We start from the raw sequence: 19,645 nt of genomic DNA, 5'->3' as shown, positions 1-19,645 counted from the left end.
GCAGTTCAGCAGGACGGTCGCGGTGAAGGGCGAATGACGCTGAAGATGCGACCGTCGATCACCAGCAGCGCACTCCCGATCACCAGCGCGCCGCTGATCTCTCCCAACGAGATGCTTTCGCCGAGCACCAGCGACCCGAGCAGGATCGTCGTCAACGGGATCAACAACGTCACCAGCATCACGTTGGTCGCCCCGGACCGGCGCAGGATTTGGAAGAACACGATATAGGCGAACGCCGTCGACAGCGCCGCAAGGCTTATGACCGCGACCCAGGTCTGCAGTCCGGGAAGCGGGAGACGCCAGGGCTGGTCGACGACAGCGGCGATGGCCAGCATCATCACGCTGGAAGCCGAGAGCTGGAAGGTGGCGGTTGCAAGCGGCGGCGAATGGGCGAGATGGCGGCGCACCAGCAGCGCGGCGATGCCGTAGCTGAGCGACGCGCCAAGACCGAACAGAATGCCGTAGCCGCCTGCCGAGCCGTCGAGCCCCGGTCCGCCCCGCAGGATCACGACCCCGACGAGGCCGACGACCAGACCCGCTGCCCGCCGGGCCGACAGCCTTTCCTCTCCCGCGGCGGCCATCACCACGATTGTGAACAGCGGCGTCGTCGCATTGAGGACGGCAGCAAGGCCGGAGGTGATGAACGTCTGGCCGATCACGATCAGGCAGAACGGCACGACATTGTTGAACAGCGCCACGGCAAGGAACGGCAGCCAGCCGACAACCCCCTTGGGAAAGCCGAGCCCGCGCAGTCGCGCCACCGGCAGCAGAATCGCCGCCGCCAGCACGATGCGTAGCAGCACCAGCGTCAGCGGGGGCAGTTCCTTCAAGGCGAGGCCGTTGAAGATGAACGATCCGCTCCACAGCAGCGAGAGCAGGCCGAGCAGCGACCAGTCCCGCGCGTCCATGCTCTCGTTCTGGGATGTCATCGCCGCAAGCCGCTGTTTCATCTGCGCGAGCCTTGCAGGCGAAGACTCGCGCCGTCCACCCGCTTTCCGTTGGTGTGTCTACGGCATGGATCTCGGCCGCGACACCAGCTCGATCATGCGGCCTTCGTCCTCATCCGGCATCACCGCCTTCGCCCGCGCATAGGCATCGACGGCTGCCTGGGCCATGATGGGACGCTCACCAAGCAGCTGCTCGGCGAGCTGCAGCGCATAGGCTGCATCCTTGTGACGGAGCGCCGCGGTGAAGCTTGCATCGGCGAAGTTGCGCGCGATCATGCGCGGCGCGTGGCGCAGAACCTGGGGGCTCGCCGCGACGCCGCTCTGGATCGCCTCCAGCACGAGCTTCATGTCGAGGCCGGCCTGCTCGGCGATTGCGAGCCCCTCCGCAAGACCTGCGATCTGCATCGCGCCAAGCAGGTTGTTGATCAGCTTGTAGACTGTCCCGGCGCCCACGGGCCCGAAATGGCGAATCGTCGAGCCGATCGGCTCCAGATACGGCCGCGCGCGGTCGAGATCGGCAGCGTCGGCACCGACCAGCAAGGTCAGCTTGCCGCTCGCGGCCGCGTCGGGCAGCCCGGTCACCGGACAGTCGAGATAGGTCACGCCGCGCGCATCCAGCTCGCGCGACAGGCGCAGCGCATGGTCGCGCGATACGGTCGAGCATTCGATCGCGATCGTGCCGACCCGCATGGTGGCCGCGGCGCCATCCGGCCCGAGCCAAACCGCGCGCGAGGCGTCGTCATCAGCCACCATCGTAACGACCGCATCGGCATCGATTGCCGCATCAGCTGGCGAGGTCGACCAGCGCGCGCCGCGCGCGATCAGATCCTCCGCCTTCGCCCGGCTGCGATTCCAGACCGCCACGGAATAGCCTGCGTCGAGATAACGGCCGGCCATACCATGGCCCATGCGCCCGAGCCCGATGAAGGCAACGCGCGCCACGCTCAATCGACGTCCTCGATCGCGGCGCCCGGCGTCGTGCCGAACGCGCGCTGCGCCAGCGTCGCCGCCATGAACTCGTCGAGATCGCCGTCGAGCACGCCGGCGGTGTCGGACGTCTGCACGCCCGTGCGCAGATCCTTCACCATCTGATACGGCTGCAGCACGTAGGAGCGGATCTGGTGGCCCCAACCGATCTCGGTCTTGGCCGCCTGGTCGGCCGCCGCTTTCTCCTCGCGCTTCTTCAGCTCGATCTCATAGAGACGTGCGCGCAGCATGTCCCAGGCCTGGGCGCGGTTCTTGTGCTGTGACCGGCCAGCCTGACAGACCACGGCAACGCCGGTTGGGATGTGCGTCAGCCGCACCGCCGATTCGGTCTTGTTGACGTGCTGGCCCCCGGCGCCACCGGACCGCATGGTGTCGACGCGGACATCGGACTCCTTGATGTCGATCTTGATGCTGTCGTCGATGACCGGGAAGATCTGCACCGAAGAGAACGAGGTGTGGCGGCGTGCATTCGAATCGAACGGAGAGATTCGGACCAAGCGATGCACGCCAGCTTCAGTCTTCAGCCAACCATAGGCATTATGCCCGGAGATCTGGATGGTCGCCGACTTGATGCCGGCCTCTTCGCCCAATGATTCTTCGAGATACTCGATCTTGAAACCGTGCTTCTCGGCCCATCGGGCGTACATGCGCAGCAGCATCTGCGCCCAGTCCTGGCTCTCGGTGCCGCCGGCGCCGGCATGGACCTCGAGATAGGTGTCGAACTTGTCGGCCTCGCCGGACAGGAGCGCCTCGAGCTCGCGCCGCGCGACCTCCTTCTTCAGCTCCTTCAGCGCATTCTCGGCTTCGGTGACGACACCGGGATCGTTCTCGGCCTCGCCAAGCTCGATCATCTCGATGTTGTCGCTGAGCTCACGCTCGACCTTGCCAATGCCGGTGAGCGAATCCTCCAGCGAGGTCCGCTCCTGCATCAGCCGCTGAGCTTTTTGGGGGTCGTTCCAGAGATTGGGGTCTTCGGCGAGCTTGTTCAGCTCGGCCAGCCTTGCCGTCGATGTCTCGACGTCAAAGATGCCTCCTCAGCAGCCCGACCGACTGCTTGATCTCTTCTACGATTTTCTCGATTTCGGCGCGCATGTCGCTCTCTTCAGGCCACGGCTCGAAGCGCCGCAGCATCATCTCTCACAGGGGGATGTAACGGCGCTCGGCGCAAAGCGCAATCGCTCTGCACCGCACCAGCACAGTTTCGCCGGTCTAGTAGAGGCTACCGGTACCCGGACGGATGATGAAGCTGCCAGCATCAGGCTGGCCGCCGCTCTGCGACGGCATCACGCGTCCATCGGCGTCGGCGACACCGATGACCGAGTAGTTGTCCGGCGGCGCCGTACCAGGTTTGAACGCTTCCATGATCGTGCGGCCGCCATCGCCAGGGCTCGCGCGCATGCCGGTCTTGGCATCGACACGGACCAGCTTGATGCCGGCCGGGATCTTGAAGGGCGTGGCCGGCTTGTCGGCCAGCGCGAGCTTCATGAAGTCTTTTGCGATCGGCGCGGCCAGATGACCGCCGGTCGCAGCATTACCCCTACCGAGCGGCCGGGGCTTGTCGTAACCCATGTAGATGGCGACGGCGAGGTCCGGCGAGAAGCCGACGAACCAGGCGTCCTTGGCCTCGTTGGTGGTGCCGGTCTTGCCGGCGATCGGCTTGCCGACCTCCTTCAGCACGGTCGCCGTGCCCGCCTGCACCACGCCCTCGAGCATCGAGGTGATCTGGTAGGCCGTCATCGTATCCAGAACCTGCTCCCGACGGTCGACCAGCTGCGGCTCGCTCTGGTTCTTCCAGCCGTCCGGTGCGTCGCAGCCGCGGCACTCGCGGGCATCATGCTTGAAGATGGTGTGGCCGTAGCGGTCCTGGATGCGGTCGATCAAGGTCGGCTTCACCCGACGGCCGCCATTGGCGATCATCGAATAGGCCGTGACCATGCGCATGGCCGTGGTTTCGCCGGCGCCGAGGGCGTAGGAGAGGTAATTCGGCAGTTCGTCATAGACTCCGAACCGCTTGGCGTATTCGGAAATCAGGGGCATGCCGACGTCCTGCGCGAGACGCACGGTCACCGTGTTCAGCGACAGACGCAGCGCGTTGCGCAAGGTCGTGGGCCCGAGATATTTGCCGTTCGAGAAGTTGTCGGGGCGCCAGACCTGCCCGCCCTGCCCCTGGTCGATCTCGATTGGTGCGTCGACGACCTGGGTCGACGGCGTATAGCCGTTGTCGAGCGCCGAAGAATAGACGATCGGCTTGAATGACGATCCGGGCTGCCGATAGGCCTGCGTTGCCCGGTTGAACTGGCTCTGGTCGAAGGAGAATCCGCCGACCATAGCGAGCACACGGCCGGTGTTCGGGTCCATGGCAACCATCGCGCCGGACACTTCGGGCAGTTGCTCGAGGCGATACTGGCCTTCGACCGGATTGCCTTCCTTGTACAGCGGATCGGCATAGATCACGTCGCCCGGCTGCAGCACCTGGGCGACCGACGTCGGCACCTTGCCACGGCCGTTGGCCGTCGCAGCCCGCGCCCATTTCACGCCGTCAAGCGTGATCAGGCCAGTCTGGCGTTCCTTGCTGACGGCGCCGCCGAGTTCGCGCGGCGGCTGGAAGCCGATGCGGGCGGACTGGTCACTGGTCTCGAGCACCACGGCCATCCGCCACGGTGAGATGTCCGAGAGCGATTTGATGTCGGCGAGCTTCACCCCCCAATCGCCCGAAGTATCGAGCTTGGAGACAGGCCCGCGATAGCCCTGCTCCTGGTCGTACCTCACGAGTCCGGCGACCATGGCCTTGCGCGCCATGACCTGAATCTTCGGATCGAGCGTCGTCCGGACGGACAGGCCGCCTTCGTAGAGTTTCTTCTCGCCATAACGTTCGAAGATGTCGCGGCGAACTTCCTCGGCGAAATATTCACCCGCAAAGATGTGGGCGCCGGTGTTGCGGCTCGCGATCGTCAGCGGATCCTTGCGCGCCTTGTCGGCGTCGGCCTGCTTGATCCAGCCGTTCTCAAGCAGACGATCGACGACGTAGTTGCGGCGCTCGATGGCGCGGTCGCGATTGCGGATCGGATGCAGGCTGCCCGGCATCTTCGGCAGCGCGGCGAGATAGGACGCCTCCGCCACGGTGAGCTCGTTCACCGACTTGTCGAAATAGACCAGCGACGCCGCGGCGATGCCGTAGGCGCCGGAGCCGAGATAGATCTCGTTGAGATAGAGCTCGAGAATCTTGTCCTTCGAGTAGGTGCGCTCGATGCGCATCGCCAGCAGCGCTTCCTTGATCTTGCGGGCGAACGACACCTCGTTGGTCAACAGGAAGTTCTTGGCGACCTGCTGGGTGATGGTGGAGGCGCCCTGCGGACGGCGATTCGAGCCGAAGTTCTGCGCGTAGACCACGGCGGCGCGCGCCATGCCGGTGAAATCGATGCCGCCATGCTCGTAGAAGTTCTTGTCCTCGGCGGCGAGGAAGGCGTTGATCACGAGCTTGGGAACCGCCTGGATCGGCAGGTACAGCCGGCGCTCCCGGGCATATTCACCGACCAGCGAGCCGTCGACCGCGTGCACGCGCGTCATCACCGGCGGCTCATAATCCTGCAACTGGGAGTAGTCAGGCAGGTCCTTGGAAAAATGCCAGATCAGGCCGGCCGCTGCTGCCACACCGACCAGGAACAAGACGGTACCGGCCGCGAACAGGAAGCCCAAAAACCGCACCAGAAAGCGCATCGGCGAATATCCGTTCCAACTCTTGTTTCGTCTCTCGGCTCGGACGCGGCGCACCCACAGGCGCTACCGCCAAAAATCACACGGTCGGCTGCAATGCCGCGTGACCCATGCCAGAGAAACGCATGGTCAAGCCTATCAGCGGTCAAGCCTATCACAAGTCTGCCGAGAAGGAATCCTCACTGATTCCGGGTGCCTCGCAGCACGTTTATACGGATGTTGCTGTGGCCAAACTAGGGCTTTGCGCGCACCGCCGCCGGCTTGTCCGGCCTCTCGGGACCCGCATTGGCGATGCGCTTGGCCAGAAAGGCATCGATCGCCCGCGCCATTGCGTCCGCCGTGCGCGACCGCCATGCGTCGGAGACCAGGTTCCCCATATCGCCCTTATTGGAGACATAGCCGAGTTCGACCAGCACGGATGGCACGTCGGGCGCCTTGAGCACGCGGAAACCGGCCGATTTCAGCGGGCGCTTATGCATATGCACCGCCGTCTTCATGTCGTTCATCAGCACACGGGCGAATCTGTTGGAAAACGTGCGGGTTTCCCGGCGGGCAAGATCGATCAGGATGTCGGCGACGTCAGCCGGCTCCTCGGTCAGATTGACCCCGCCGATCTGGTCGGCCCGGTTCTCGGCCTCGGCCAGCCGTTCCGCCTCGACGTCAGACGCCTTGTCGGACAGCGTATAGATGGTCGCGCCCTGCGCAGTGCCCTCACCTCGCGGCAGCGCATCGGCGTGGATGGAGACGAACAGAGCCGCCGACTGCTTCTGGGCGATGCGGACCCGGTCTCCAAGCGGGATGAAGGTGTCGTCGTCGCGAGTCATGATCACGCGGAACTTGCCCGACCGTTCCAGCCGGTCGCGCAGCGCCTGGCCGAAGGCGAGCACCAGATTCTTCTCCGGCACCTCGCCGCCCTGGGTGCCGTAGTCGATACCACCATGACCGGGGTCGATCACGACCACGGGCCGGGTGTCCGGCGGACCATCCGTCGGAGGGGGGGCGATGGCGACCGTCGTCGGCGGCGGCCGGACTGCCGGCGCAGGGTTTCCTGCGACCGCGACCGACGCCGTCGCGGAACCCGAATCGGCAGGCCTGGGCGCAAGACGGCTGTCGCTGCCGATGGCGCGGGCGAAGGTCGCCTCGTCGACCTCCTCCAGCTCAAGCACCAGCCGCGGCGGCTGACCGTTGGCGGCATCCAGCACCGTGGAGTTGGCGATTCGAGCCGGGCCGGTGAGATCGAAGACGATGCGGGACCCACCGGGCATCACCATCCCATAGCGGAACGCCTTCACCAAACCACGGCCGCTGGTCCCGGCTCCAGTGGGCAGATGAAAGCTGACCTGGGGCAGGTCGACGACGACGCGATAGGGTTCGCTGAGCAGGAAGGTTCGAAACGGCACCGTCCGGTCGAGATCGAGCACGAATCGGGTCTGTCGGGAATCGCCTGCGACCCGTGCATCGGTGGCGATGGGGAACCCGGGCCCGACCACGGCGGACGGCACCTGGCCGACCGGCCCGCTCTGGGCGCGGGCCGGAATGACCGCCGCACATAACATTTGCGTGACGCACAGCGACGCGCATCCCAGCAAGGAAAGGTAATTCGCCCGGCCAATTGCCAAATCGATGCCTCCGCGGGATCGTCTTACCGCAACCAATCCCAGGGGTTAACCGCCAAATTTTGTCATTTTCGTTAAAGGCCACCGATTGTTGCGGTTCCGCGACGCTTCGCTTGCGCGACCTGACCATTCCTCGTATGTACGAAGGGCTGAAGGCTAATCCTTACTGCCGGTTGTGTCGCGTTCAACCTCCGGTGAAACGCCGGAAGCTTCGTGATCGGGGTGCTCGATATCGGGTCCTCGGTCGTTGCGAAGAGTCCAGCGCCTTTCCGACGCTCCACCAAAGCCTGCGCGATCCCGCGCGGCCGCAACGGAGAGCCGGTCACGAGCCGAGTGGCGCCTGTCAGGGCGCCTCCTCGCAGAGACCGCCCGGGCACCAGGTCAGACACGGTATAGCCTGATACCGCACCCGTGACAGGGTGGGTATTCGATCCAGGCAAGCGTTTCGGCGCAATCTGGCCTTCGGCAACAGAGAAGGCGGCACCCGCTGCCGCCCACATATTCCAGACGGGCCGACGCTTGATGCGCCAGACTGAGTTGCCAACCATGACCAGCGGACGATCCGCGCCGATGCGGGGCCAGACCCCCGTCCGGCCAATCGCCCCGCCGGCATCAGGGTTGGCGCGGCGCGACCAGCTGCGTTTAGGCCTTCCCCTCACCCCCGAATCAGGTGGACCGTCGCGTCATCCGACAGCGCGCCACGCGCTCGCGGCCAATCGCGCCCGTCGCCTCCAAGAGTTCCAATATGCCCAACAAGATGTTGATCGATGCTACCCACCCGGAAGAGACCCGGGTCGTTGTCGTCCGCGGCAACCGCGTCGAGGAATTTGATTTCGAAACGGCCCAACGCAAGCAGCTCCGCGGCAACATCTACCTGGCCAAGGTTACCCGGGTCGAGCCCTCGCTGCAGGCCGCCTTCGTCGAGTATGGCGGCAACCGCCACGGCTTCCTGGCCTTCAGCGAAATCCATCCGGACTACTATCAGATCCCGGTCGCCGACCGGCAGGCTCTGATCGAGGCCGAGGAGCGCGCGCACCGCGAAGCCGAAGAGGAAAGCGAGAACCGCTCCAACCGCCGCCGCAACCGGCACCGCAGTTCACGGCGCCGCGGCAGCGGCGAACGGGTCCAGAGCGAGATCGTCGAGGCCGCCGAGGCGGGCCTCCCTGCCCCGACCGAAGGGCACGAGGCCGACCACGAGGCGCAAGACCACCACGCCTACGCGCAGGACGATCAGCCGCACGCCGACGCGACCGCTCCCAGCGAGGCGCAGGGCTTCTCCGAAGGCCCGGTCGAGGCTCAAGGTCGGGACGCCTCGGGCGAAGCTCGGCAGGGCGCAGCCGACGAATCGCGCGAGCATGCCGACCGTCAGCCTGATGCCGTTGCCGCGCAGGACCATGACGCTGCTACCGAGCAGCCCGCCGGCGAAGCTGCGGAGGCCGCGAGCCCGCAGACCGGCGACTCGCACGCTGCCGAGGCGGCCAGCCCGGCTGTCGCGGCAGACGAGCACGACGACGAGCATGACCATGAGCATCACGGTCACGACGAGCATCATGACGGCGAGCACGAGCATGATGAGCACGAACATCACGAATACGACCATCATGAGCATGATCACGATGAGCACGACGACGATGACGTCGCTGCCGTGGGCGAACATGCTGATCACGGCGTCACCATCGTGCCCGGCGACGAGAACGGCTCCGACACCGCGTCCGGCGACCATGAGGACGACGAGGACGACGGCGAGGAGATCGAGGAAGAGCACGTCGAATCCGTCGGCGGCGATGACGTGCTGGAGGAAGTGCCGGAGCGCACCTTCCGTCCGCGCCGGCAGTACAAGATCCAGGAAGTCATCAAGCGCCGCCAGGTGATGCTGGTGCAGGTCGTGAAGGAGGAGCGCGGCAACAAGGGCGCGGCGCTGACGACCTATCTGTCGCTGGCCGGCCGCTATGCCGTGCTGATGCCCAACACGGCGCGCGGTGGCGGCATCAGCCGCAAGATCACCTCGGCGCAGGACCGCTCGCGCCTGAAGGAAGTGGTGCAGGACCTCGACGTGCCCGAGGGCATGGGCGTGATCCTGCGCACCGCCGGCGCCAACCGCACCAAGCCCGAGATCAAGCGCGACTTCGAATATCTGCTGCGTCTCTGGGAAACGGTCCGCGACATGACCCTGAAGTCGCAGGCCCCGACCCTCGTGTATGAGGAAGGCTCGCTGATCAAGCGCTCGCTGCGCGACCTCTACAACAAGGAGATCGACGAGATCCTCGTGGCCGGCGAAGACGGCTACCGCGAGGCGCACGATTTCATGAAGATGCTGATGCCGACCAATGTCCGGGCGGTGAAGCAGTATCGCGACGGCCAGCCGCTGTTCTCCCGGATGGGCGTCGAGAGCCAGCTCGACGCGATGTTCTCGCCGACCGTGCAGCTGCGCTCAGGCGGCTATATCGTGCTCAACCAGACCGAGGCGCTGGTCTCGATCGACGTGAACTCCGGCCGCGCCACGCGCGAGCATCACATCGAGGACACCGCGCTCAAGACCAATATGGAGGCGGCCGAGGAAGTGGCGCGGCAGCTCCGTTTGCGCGACCTGGCCGGGCTGATCGTCATCGACTTCATCGACATGGACGAGAAGCGCAACAACCGCTCCGTGGAACGCAAGCTGTCGGACTGCCTACGGCAGGATCGCGCGCGCATCCAGGTCGGCCGGATCTCGCATTTCGGCCTTCTGGAGATGTCGCGGCAGCGCATCCGGGCCAGCGTGCTCGAAAGCTCGACCGAGCCGTGCGCGCATTGCGGCGGCACCGGTCACGTGCGCTCGGTGTCCTCGGTGGCGCTGCAACTGCTGCGCAGCCTCGAAGAGACGCTGATGAAGGGCGCCACCCACAATCTCGTGGTCCGCACCCGCACCGAGGTGGCGCTCTACGTGCTCAATCACAAGCGCGGCCATCTGCGTGACCTCGAGAACAGCTTCAAGGTCTCGCTCGCCGTCATCGCCGATCCGAGCGTGAGCGGCCAGCAATCCTTCATCATCGATCGGGGCGAGCAGGTGCACACGCTCGAGGCCGCCAAGGCGCTGCTCGCCGCGCAGGCCTCTGCCCCGCCGCTGGCGGCCGAGGAAATCTACGACGAGGAAGAACCGTTCGACATCGAGACGGAATCCGAGGTCGAGACCGAGGAGACCGAAGGCCTGTCCGAGGACGCAGCCGACGGCAGCGCAGCCGAAGGCGAGCGGGACGGCGCGCGCCGCAAGCGGCGACGGCGCCGGCGTGGCCGCGGCAGCGAGGCCCGCGAGGGCGCGCTCCCAGAAGGAACGGCCGGACTGCAGTCCGCCGAGCCCGGCTCTGCCGCCGAGCAGTCAGCCGAGGATACCGACGGCGAAGACGACGAGTCGGAGGAACAGCCTGCGTTCGCACAAGGCGAGCAGACGGATCAGCCTGGCGGCGAGCGGCGTCCGCGCCGGCGTGGACGCCGCGGCGGTCGCCGTCGGCGCGGTGGCGCGGAAGAAGGTCTCGCCGCGTCGATCGGCGACGAGCTCGCGCCGGCTTCGGCATCGGAGGCAGAAGCCGCCGTGGCCGATTTCGACGGCAATGGCGCTCCCCACCACGACGAGGAAGAGCCGGCAGAGCCCGCGGCGCCAGTCCATGCGTCGGCCGCAACCGAGGCCGATGAGCCCGTCGCTGACGCCTCCGTGCCAATGCCACAGGCTGCTCCGGGGCAGCCCGAAGTGCAGCAGAGCGAGGCTCCGAAGACGGAATCCGAGAAGACCCCACGCCGTTCGACGGTTCGCGAGAAGGTCAGCTTCCTCACCGAGCCGAGGCCGGAGGGCGCGGTTTCAGCCGTCAACGTCGCCGAGAGCAGCGCACCCACTCCTGCTGTCGACGTCGCGGCGTCCGAACCGGTTGCCACCGAGCCGGCGGCCACCGATTCCTCGTCCCCTGCGGCCCCGCGCCGGGCCGGATGGTGGTCCCGCCGTTTCGGTGGCGGGCAGTAAACCCCCGCTCTCCGACGCTTCAATGCAAAACGCCCGGCCAGATTGGCCGGGCGTTTTTCATATGGCGTTCTTCGTATGGCGATCGTTCTTGACCGTGACGACCGGAGGCCGCTCAGCCGGTCGTCACGGCCGTCTCGACATCCGACGGATCGATCTGCTGATTGAGCCGTCGCTGCAGGAAATCATGGTCGAGTTCGTCTTCGCGCCACGAGACGAACACGGTGGCGATGCCGTTGCCGATGATGTTGGTCAGTGCACGCGGCTCGCGCGCCCTAGCCTAACCAGCGCGCGATCCGGGCCACCGCCTCACGCATGTCCTCGGCCGAACGCGCATAGGAAAAGCGCACGAAGCTGCGGCCGTGGATCGGATCGAAGTCGACGCCCGGCGTGGCCGCCACATGGGTCTCCTCCAGCATCCGCTTGGCGAAGTCGAAACTGTCGGAGGTGAAGTCGGACACGTCGGCATAGAGGTAGAAGGCGCCGTCGGTCGGCAGGAACCGGGTCAGGCCGGCCTTCGGGAAACCCTCGATCAGGATGCGCCGGTTCTCCTGGTAACCGTGCTTGATGGCCTCCATTTCAGTCCGGCCGTCGAACGCCGCTTCCGCCGCGATCTGCGACAGGGTCGGAACCGAGATCGCGAGGTTCTGTTGCAGACGCTCGATCGGCCGCACCAGCGCATCTGGCACCACCATCCAGCCGATGCGCCAGCCCGTCATGCAGAAGTACTTCGAGAACGAGTTGATGATCAGGGCCTCGCGCGACAGCTCCGCCGCCGTCACCGCCGGAAACGCGTAGTCCAGACCATGATAGATCTCGTCGGAGATGAAGCGGATGCCGGCGTCGCGTGCGGCTGCGATGACACCGCCCAGCGCCTCACGCGACATCATGGTGCCGGTCGGATTGGCGGGACTTGCCACCAGCACACCCTTCAGCGGCGTCTTGCGGTGCGCGGCGAGCAGCGCTTCGCCGGTCAGGGCGTGACGGTTCTCCGCCGTGGTCTCGATCAGCACCGGCTCGCAGCCCAGCGCCGTCAGGATATGGCGATAGGGCGGATAGCCCGGCACGGTCACGGCCACGCGGTCGCCGGGCTCGAACATCGCCAGGAACGCCAGGATGAATCCCGCCGAGGATCCCGTCGTGATCACGATCCGCGCCGGATCGACCTCGCAAGCGTGCGTCTCACGATAGTGCCGCGCGATTCGCTGTCGCAGCGACAGCAGACCGAGCGCCGAGGTGTAGTCGATGCGGGCCTGATCGAGCGCGGCATGCGCGGCCGCAATGGCCGCTCGTGGCGCAGGCGCCGCCGGTTGGCCGACCTCCATGTGGATGACATGTCCACCGCCCGCCTCGATCCGCTCGGCCGCAGCCATCACGTCCATCACCATGAACGGCGGAACATTGCTGCGCGCGGACGGCGCCGTCAGGTCGGCGATCCGCTGTTCCAATGTCGGTATCACTGTCGCATCCACCATCGATATCTGCTATTGACCCCGGCTGTTCGGACCCGCTCCGTGAACCGGTCGGGGTCAGCCCATGGGCCTCGTTCGCCGCAGATGAGCCGCATTCCGCCGTTTGGTGGGCAATAGCCCGTCTCGCGCCTCGCGCCAATTGCAAAGATCGCCTGATGTCGCTCCGTATCGTGCTTCGCAAGAAACTGTCCGGCGGGCTTGCCGCGGTCGTCGCGGCGGCCGTGACGCTGGCGCCGCTCGCGCCTGCATCGGCGCAGCAAGGCAAGGGACCGCCGATCCTGCGCGACACCGAGACCGAGGTGCTGCTGCGTGAATATACCCGGCCGATCCTGCGCGTCGCCGGGCTCGAAAAGCAGAACATCCAGATGGTCATCATCAACGATGCGTCCTTCAACGCGTTCGTTGCCGACGGCCGCCGCATCTTCGTCAATTACGGCGCCATCCTGCAGTCGGAAAATCCGAACCAGCTGATCGGCGTTCTCGCGCACGAGACCGGCCATCTCGCCGGCGGCCATCTCGCCAAGCTGCGCCAGCAGCTCGCCACCGCCCAGACCCAGATGATCATCGCCACCATTCTCGGCGCCGGCGCCCTCGCGGTCGGCGCGCGCGGCGGCGGCAGCGGCCTTGCCAATGCCGGCGCCGCGACGCTGTCGGCCCCGGGCGAGGTCATCCGCCGATCGCTGTTGTCGTATCAGCGTCAGCAGGAGGAGAACGCCGACCGCGCGGGGGTGAAATTCCTCACTGCGACAGCGCAATCGCCGAAGGGCATGTACGAGACGTTCAAGCGCTTCACCAATGAGAGCCTGTTCGCCGCGCGCGGCGCCGACCCCTATCTGCAATCACATCCGATGCCGGCCGATCGCGTCGAGGCGCTCGAGGGCCTCGCGCGTCAAAGCCCCTATTGGGACAAGAAGGACGACCCCGCATTGCAGCTCCGCCACGACATGGTCCGTGCCAAGATCTCGGCCTTCATGGAACGGCCGGACACGGTGGCGCGGCGCTATCCATTGTCGGACACCGGCCTGCCCGCCCGCTACGCCAGGGCAATCTCCACCTACCTGCATGGCGACCTGCGCAGCGCCCTGAGCCAGATCGATGCCCTGATCCAGGTGCAACCCAACAACGCCTATTTCTACGAGGTCCGCGGCCAGGCCCTGCTGGAGGGCGGCCGCCCCACTGAGGCGATCGCCCCGCTGCGCAAGGCGGTGCACCTGTCCAATAACGCCCCGCTCATCGAGATGTTACTTGGTCAGGCCTTGGTGGCATCCGAGAACAAAGCCTACACTGAGGAGGCGATCTCAATCTTGCGCGCGGCGGTCGCGCGCGAATCCGAGGCGCCGCTCGGCTATTCCCAGCTCGCGATGGCCTACGGTCGCAAGGGCGATTATGCGGAGGCGGATCTCGCCTCGGCGCAGGCCGCCTTCCTGCGTGGCGACAACAAGACGGCGCGCGAGCTTGCCTCGCGTGCAAAAACCCGCTTCGCGGTCGGCTCGCCAGGCTGGGTCAGGGCTGACGACATCGTCACGGCAAAGCCGCTTTCCGGCCAGTAGGGTGTCGGACAGCGGGGTTGGCGCCCGCTGAAGTTTTGAACTACTGCTATCATCCGATCCAGAATATCAAAATACCGTCACGACCATCGACAAGGACCCGATCATTTGACCCAGAGGACCTCCTTCATGCCGTCAGTCCGCACGCTCATTCCCGCGATGTTGCTCGCGCTTTCGCTCTGCGGCGTGCCTCAGCTCGCGTCGGCGGAGAGCTTCTCCGACAGCCAGCGGGGCGAGATCGAGACCATCGTCCGAAACTACCTGATCGCGCATCCCGAGGTTCTCGAAGAGGCGATGGCCGAGCTGCAGAAGCGCCAGACGGCAGCCGAGGCGGCCAAGCACGAGGCCAGCGTCAGCAAGAACGCCGAGACCATTTTCAACTCGCCGCGCGGCGTCGTGCTCGGCAACAAGGATGGCGACGTCACCTTCGTCGAGTTCTTCGACTACAATTGCGGCTACTGCAAGCGCGCGATGGCCGACATGATGGAGCTGATGAAGAGCGACCCGAAGCTGAAGGTCGTGCTCAAGGAATTTCCCGTGCTGAGCCAGGGCTCCGTCGAGGCCGCGCAGGTCGCCGTTGCCGTTCGCATGCAGGCCCCGCAGAAATATCTCGACTTCCACCAGAAGCTGCTGGGCGGCCGCGGCCAAGCCGACAAGGCCCATGCGCTCGCGGTCGCCAAGGATCTCGGGCTCGACATGGCGCGCGTCGAGAAGGACATGGCGAGCCCCGAGGCCAAGGCGACGATCGAGGAAAACTTCAAGCTCGCCGAGGAGATGGGCATGAACGGGACGCCGAGCTACGTGATCGGCAAGCAGGTCGTGATCGGCGCCGTCGGCGTCGAGGGCCTGCGCGAGAAGATCAGCGCGGCCCGCTGCGGCAAGGCGAGCTGCTGAGCATCTCTGCCAAAGCGTCTCGCCATCACGAGATCAATCGAAGGCCGGCTGTCTCAGCCGGCCTTCTGCTTTTGCCGTGAGCCGGTGGCGAAGCGGCAGCCGGGTGGCGGCAGCGCCCTCGCCTATCCCTTCAGCTTCATGCCGAGCCGGGTTCGAAGTGCCTCGCGGATGTGCCCGCGTGCAATCGCCTCGGCCCGATCGGGATCGCGGATCGCGATCGCTTCGATCAGCTCACCATGCTCGGCCGCGGCTGTTGCCGCACGTCCTTCGGCCGCAAACGTCGTGGTTCCCAGCAGCGCTGTCGCGACATGCATGTCCTCGAGGGCGGCATCGAGATAGCGGTTGCGCGCCGCGCGCTGGATCGCACCGTGCATCAGCCGGTTCAGCCGCGCGAGCTCGGCGGCGTCGTCCCCCCCGCTGACAAAGCGTGCATGAATGTCGCGGAGCGCCGCGATCTCGGCCGACACGGCATACTGCGCGGCGAGCCGGGCCGCGGCGCCTTCGAGAATTTCCCGCATCGCGTACAGCTCGAGGACTTCATTCTCGTCGAGACTGCGCACGATCAGGCCGCGTCCACCAGCCGGCTGCACCCACCCCTTGGCCACCAGCTTGCCGAAAGCCTCACGGACCGGCGTCCGGCTGACGTTCAGCTTCTGGGCGACCTCGTCCTCACGCAGCCGATCGCCGGAGCGATAGAAGCCGTTCTCCAGCGCATGGCAAAGCGCACGAAATACCGCCTCGCCGAGAGAGACGTTGTCACGATCGATGGTGAGCGATGGCGCTTCCGAGGACATGGGGGTCACCATTTCACAATCTCGTTGCGAACAACAGCATATCTTGCATATTTTTGTATACAATAGCATACTAACCCTATGCGCACTGTAGCCTTTACTTCCGTACCGTCCATCATCGCTTGGCCGACGGCTGGCATGCCGATGGGGTGGCTGTGTGGACCAAAGCCGGTCCAGGCCCCGCCGCCTTGCGTCCGCGAGGGCCTGCGATGACTGATCAGAGCGATATCGCCGACCATCCCCTGACCTACGACGTCGTCGTGGTCGGCGGCGGCAACGCAGCCCTCTGCGCCGCCATTGCGGCACGGCGCGGCGGGGCCTCGGTCATCGTGCTGGAGGCGGCCTCCAAGTTCTATCGCGGTGGCAATACGCGCCACACCCGCAACATGCGCTGCGCCCATGACGCGGCGACCGCGACGTTGAGCGGCCCCTACCCTACACCGAGGACGAGTTCTGGGACGATCTCCTGCGCGTCACCGAAGGCCAGACCAACGAACAACTGGCGCGCCTGATGATCCGCGAGTCCAAGGACATGCTCGACTGGATCGTCGCACAGGGCGTGCGTTTCCAGCCGTCGCTCGGCGGGACGCTGAGCTTAGGGCGGACCAACTCGTTCTTCCTGGGCGGCGGCCGGGCCATGCTCAATGCGCTGTATCTGACCGCCGAGCGGCTCGGCGTCGACGTGCTGTATGAGGCGGAGGTGGTCGGGCTCGACATCGATGAGACCCGTTTCGACGCTGCGATCATCCGGCAGCGTGACGCCAGGACGCGGATCTGCGGCAAGGCGCTGGTTGCGGCAGCGGGCGGCTTCGAAGCCAACATCGACAGGCTGGTCGAGGGCTGGGGCGAGATCGCGCGCAACTTCCTGATCCGCGGCACGCCCAACAATCGCGGCACGGTGCTCGACATGCTGCTCGGCGCCGGCGTCGACAGCATCGGCGATCCGACCCAGTGCCACGCGGTGGCGATCGATGCGCGCGCCCCCAAATATGACGGCGGCATCATCACGCGGCTCGACTGCGTCGTGTTCGGCATCGTCGTCAACAACAACGCTGAGCGATTCTACGACGAAGGCGAGGACGTCTGGCCGAAGCGCTACGCGATCTGGGGACGCCTGGTTGCCGCTCAGCCGGACCAGATCGCCTACATCATCTTCGACGCGAAATCGGCGAACCTGTTCATGCCGTCGCTCTACCCCGCGATCGAGGCGGCCAGCATCACCGAGCTCGCTGGCAGGCTCGGCCTCGATCCGGACAAGCTGACCGCCACCGTCGCGCACTTCAACGCATCGGTGCGCGACGGACAATTCAATCCCGACATCCTCGACGATTGCCGCACCGAGAACCTGACGCCGCCGAAATCGCATTGGGCGCGCCGCATCGATAGCGGCCCCTACTACGCCTATCCGGTTCGGCCCGGCATTACCTTCACCTATCTCGGCGTGCGGGTCGATCACGCCGCAAAGATGATGATGAAGTCCGGCGGTCCCGCCGACAACATGTACGCCGCAGGCGAGATCATGGCCGGCAACGTGCTCGGCCGCGGCTATGCCGCAGGAATCGGCATGACGATCGGCAGCGTGTTCGGGCGTATCGCCGGCCAGGGAGCAGCGACACATGCAGCGCAGTGAGGCGTTGACCGAGGCGGATCGGCTGATGACGATCTGCAATTCCTGCCGCTATTGCGAGGGACTCTGCGCCGTGTTTCCGGCAATGGAGATGCGCCGCGCCTTCACCGGCGGCGACCTCAACTATCTCGCCAATCTCTGCCATGCCTGCGGGGCCTGCTACGTCGACTGCCAGTTCTCCCCCCCGCACGAGTTCGACGTCCGCGTCCCCTCCGTTCTGGCCCGGGTGCGGCACGAGAGCTATGCCGACTATGCCTGGCCGCGCGCGCTGGCACCGCTGTTCAGGCGCAATGGTCTCGCGGTATCGCTCATCGCCGTGGTCAGCATGGCCGCGTTCATCATCGGCATCGTGGCCTTCAACGATCCCGCCGCGGTGTTTGCAAGCCGGCACGGCCCCGGCTCGTTCTACGTGCTCATGCCCCACAACGCGATGGCGCTGTTGTTCGGCGCCGCCTTCCTGTGGGCCATCATTGCCTTCATCATGGGCGCTCGGGCCTTCTGGAACGATATCGGCGAGCCGAGCTCGACCTTGACGCGCCCACGTCCACTGCTGCGCGCCGTTCGCGACGCAGCCAGCCTGCGCTATCTCGATGGTGGCGGCGTCGGCTGCTACAACGAGGATGAGCGGCCAAGCGACACCCGGCGGTTCTATCACCATCTGACGTTCTGGGGCTTCATGCTCTGCGTCGCATCGACCAGCGTCGCGACGCTCTATCACTATCTTCTGCACCGTGAGGCGCCCTATCCGTTGTGGGACCTGCCGGTCGTGCTCGGCACGCTGGGCGGATTGGGCATCGTGGTCGGTCCGCTCGGACTCTACACCGCCAAGCGCAGCCGTGAGCCTGCGATGATGGATGCGGGCAGTCGCGCCATGGACGTCGCGTTCTTGGCGATGCTCGTCCTCACCGGCGCAACCGGGCTCGCCCTCCTCTTGCTACGCGAGACCAGCACGATGGGCCTGCTGCTCGCGCTCCATCTCGGTGCGGTGTTCGCGCTCTTCATCACGATGCCCTACGGCAAGTTCGTGCACGGCCTTTATCGATTCTTGGCGCTCGTCCGCTACGCGCGCGAACGTCACGGCGCGTAGCTCATGCGAAGTCGCCGGCGACACGCAACGGATCACTGTTGTCGTCATGCAGCATTCATGACTCTGAGCATCCGTTCATAAAGTTGCGATCTGCGACATTTTTCCGGAACGATCGGCGACGCACGGAACGACTCCTACCTCCTGCCGTTGTCGGCGCGGGCAGTGCAAATACGAGGAGGATAGAGGATGACCAATCGCTTGATGGTATCAGTTGCTGCAATCGCGCTCCTGGCGGGTGCAGGTTTTGCTCATGCGCAAGGTACCGGCGGTGCGGGCGGCGCAGCTGGACAGTCCGGCGGCGCAGCCATGCAGGGCGGTGCGACCGGTGGTGCTGCCGGCGGAGCATCGAGCGGTGGCATGAACGCGCCCGGCGGCGCGATGCATCGCGACAGCGGCTCGCCTGCGTCCGACATGCGCTCCAGTCAGTCCGAACAGAAGCCCGGTGCGACCAAGGGCCAGCGCGCCGAGGAAGGCATGAAGGGTCCGAATGCCAAGGGCGCGACCTCCGAGAACGACAAGGCCGGCTCCAAGAACATGAAGGCCGAGGGTCGCGACAGCAAGAGCGGCACCAGCACCAACGCCGAGACGAAGACCGGCAGCGATCGCTCGCAGACCACCACCGGACAGGCCGGCGCCGGCGCCAAGCTCACCACCGAGCAGCGCACCAAGATCACCAGCGTGATCCGCAGCCAGCACGTCGAGCCGGTGACCAACGTCAACTTCAACATCTCCGTCGGCACAAGAGTGCCGCGCGAGGTTCATTTCCACCCGCTCCCGGCCGAAGTCGTGACGATCTATCCGGAGTGGCGCGGATATGACTTCATCCTGGTGCGCGAGCAGATCGTCGTGATCGATCCTCGCACCTACGAGATCGTCGCGGTTCTCAACGTCTGATCCCGACCGGGCAGGCGACGAGAACGAGGGGCGGGCAGCAATGCCCGCCCCAATCTATTGTGCAAAGAGCACGCGGGAGCC

At 65.8% G+C, this 19,645-nt stretch carries 11 protein-coding genes and 3 pseudogenes; 6 read left to right on the top strand and 8 right to left on the bottom strand.

All coding sequences use genetic code 11. The features are described from left to right. Window positions 1-5 precede the first annotated feature (5 nt). The 5 genes and pseudogenes from QW863_RS01685 to QW863_RS01665 all read right to left on the bottom strand — a co-directional run bounded on the left by QW863_RS01685 (window position 6) and on the right by QW863_RS01665 (window position 7,204). Window positions 6-950 carry a DMT family transporter gene (locus tag QW863_RS01685; RefSeq protein WP_315712183.1) on the bottom strand — a complete coding sequence of 315 codons (945 nt, stop codon included), beginning with the start codon at window positions 948-950 and terminating at the stop codon, window positions 6-8. A 57-nt stretch (window positions 951-1,007) separates the two neighbouring features. Further along, window positions 1,008-1,913: pseudogene (locus QW863_RS01680) on the bottom strand (NAD(P)-dependent oxidoreductase); the annotation flags it as partial. Next, a protein-coding gene (gene prfB / locus QW863_RS01675) for a peptide chain release factor 2 (RefSeq protein ID WP_315712184.1) occupies window positions 1,892-3,026 on the bottom strand; the annotation gives its coding sequence in 2 pieces (ribosomal slippage) (window positions 1,892-2,956 and window positions 2,958-3,026; 1,134 coding nt in all). The gene prfB and the pseudogene QW863_RS01680, both read right to left, overlap by 22 nt. 117 nt (window positions 3,027-3,143) lie before the next feature. After that, window positions 3,144-5,651: a penicillin-binding protein 1A gene (locus tag QW863_RS01670; protein WP_315712186.1), complete on the bottom strand. Its 2,508-nt coding sequence runs from the start codon at window positions 5,649-5,651 to the stop codon at window positions 3,144-3,146. A gap of 230 nt (window positions 5,652-5,881) precedes the next feature. Then, window positions 5,882-7,204, bottom strand: a complete 1,323-nt coding sequence (locus tag QW863_RS01665; protein WP_315712634.1) for an N-acetylmuramoyl-L-alanine amidase — start codon at window positions 7,202-7,204, stop codon at window positions 5,882-5,884. A gap of 805 nt (window positions 7,205-8,009) precedes the next feature. Here QW863_RS01665 and QW863_RS01650 point away from each other — a divergent pair. Further along, window positions 8,010-11,255: an Rne/Rng family ribonuclease gene (locus QW863_RS01650; protein ID WP_409977875.1), complete on the top strand. Its 3,246-nt coding sequence runs from the start codon at window positions 8,010-8,012 to the stop codon at window positions 11,253-11,255. 112 nt (window positions 11,256-11,367) lie between these two features. Here the strand turns inward: QW863_RS01650 and QW863_RS01645 are convergent. After that, window positions 11,368-11,520, bottom strand: a pseudogene (locus tag QW863_RS01645) (dicarboxylate/amino acid:cation symporter); the annotation flags it as partial. Window positions 11,521-11,527: 7 nt separating this feature from the next. Next, window positions 11,528-12,727: a pyridoxal phosphate-dependent aminotransferase gene (locus QW863_RS01640; protein ID WP_315712191.1), complete on the bottom strand. Its 1,200-nt coding sequence runs from the start codon at window positions 12,725-12,727 to the stop codon at window positions 11,528-11,530. Window positions 12,728-12,879: 152 nt separating this feature from the next. Here QW863_RS01640 and QW863_RS01635 point away from each other — a divergent pair, with 152 nt between their 5' ends. Beyond that, window positions 12,880-14,274: a M48 family metalloprotease gene (locus QW863_RS01635; protein WP_315767296.1), complete on the top strand. Its 1,395-nt coding sequence runs from the start codon at window positions 12,880-12,882 to the stop codon at window positions 14,272-14,274. A 126-nt stretch (window positions 14,275-14,400) separates the two neighbouring features. Further along, window positions 14,401-15,165 carry a DsbA family protein gene (locus tag QW863_RS01630; protein WP_315712195.1) on the top strand — a complete coding sequence of 255 codons (765 nt, stop codon included), beginning with the start codon at window positions 14,401-14,403 and terminating at the stop codon, window positions 15,163-15,165. 122 nt (window positions 15,166-15,287) lie between these two features. Here the strand turns inward: QW863_RS01630 and QW863_RS01625 are convergent, their stop codons facing one another. Continuing rightward, entirely contained in the window at window positions 15,288-15,959 is a 672-nt protein-coding gene (locus QW863_RS01625) for a GntR family transcriptional regulator (protein WP_315712636.1), read from the bottom strand. A 206-nt stretch (window positions 15,960-16,165) separates the two neighbouring features. On the opposite strand from QW863_RS01625, the pseudogene tcuA reads away from it, so the two are divergent. From tcuA to QW863_RS01610, 3 genes and pseudogenes are all read left to right on the top strand, one after another. Next, window positions 16,166-17,586: pseudogene (gene tcuA, locus QW863_RS01620) on the top strand (FAD-dependent tricarballylate dehydrogenase TcuA). Next, window positions 17,573-18,670 carry a tricarballylate utilization 4Fe-4S protein TcuB gene (tcuB, locus tag QW863_RS01615; protein WP_315712198.1) on the top strand — a complete coding sequence of 366 codons (1,098 nt, stop codon included), beginning with the start codon at window positions 17,573-17,575 and terminating at the stop codon, window positions 18,668-18,670. Before tcuA ends, tcuB begins: the two are co-directional and overlap by 14 nt. Window positions 18,671-18,856: 186 nt before the next feature. Beyond that, entirely contained in the window at window positions 18,857-19,564 is a 708-nt protein-coding gene (locus QW863_RS01610) for a DUF1236 domain-containing protein (RefSeq protein ID WP_315712199.1), read from the top strand. Window positions 19,565-19,645 lie beyond the last annotated feature (81 nt).

The sequence above is a fragment of the Bradyrhizobium sp. SZCCHNR1017 genome, from assembly GCF_032381375.1.
Classification (GTDB): Bacteria; Pseudomonadota; Alphaproteobacteria; order Rhizobiales; family Xanthobacteraceae; genus Bradyrhizobium.
The sequence above is the reverse complement of the archived record's forward strand: the minus strand, read 5'-3'. Positions and strand labels throughout refer to the sequence as shown.

What these genes read in the sequence shown, in the direction of transcription:
- QW863_RS01625 (WP_315712636.1), bottom strand. Translation starts at nt 15,959, where the DNA reads ATGTCCTCGGAAGCGCCATCGCTCACCATCGATCGTGACAACGTCTCT.
- QW863_RS01685 (WP_315712183.1), bottom strand. Translation starts at nt 950, where the DNA reads ATGAAACAGCGGCTTGCGGCGATGACATCCCAGAACGAGAGCATGGAC.
- QW863_RS01610 (WP_315712199.1), top strand. Translation starts at nt 18,857, where the DNA reads ATGACCAATCGCTTGATGGTATCAGTTGCTGCAATCGCGCTCCTGGCG.
- QW863_RS01670 (WP_315712186.1), bottom strand. Translation starts at nt 5,651, where the DNA reads ATGCGCTTTCTGGTGCGGTTTTTGGGCTTCCTGTTCGCGGCCGGTACC.
- QW863_RS01665 (WP_315712634.1), bottom strand. Translation starts at nt 7,204, where the DNA reads ATGTTATGTGCGGCGGTCATTCCGGCCCGCGCCCAGAGCGGGCCGGTC.
- QW863_RS01635 (WP_315767296.1), top strand. Translation starts at nt 12,880, where the DNA reads ATGTCGCTCCGTATCGTGCTTCGCAAGAAACTGTCCGGCGGGCTTGCC.
- QW863_RS01640 (WP_315712191.1), bottom strand. Translation starts at nt 12,727, where the DNA reads ATGGTGGATGCGACAGTGATACCGACATTGGAACAGCGGATCGCCGAC.
- tcuB (WP_315712198.1), top strand. Translation starts at nt 17,573, where the DNA reads ATGCAGCGCAGTGAGGCGTTGACCGAGGCGGATCGGCTGATGACGATC.
- QW863_RS01650 (WP_409977875.1), top strand. Translation starts at nt 8,010, where the DNA reads ATGCCCAACAAGATGTTGATCGATGCTACCCACCCGGAAGAGACCCGG.
- QW863_RS01630 (WP_315712195.1), top strand. Translation starts at nt 14,401, where the DNA reads ATGCCGTCAGTCCGCACGCTCATTCCCGCGATGTTGCTCGCGCTTTCG.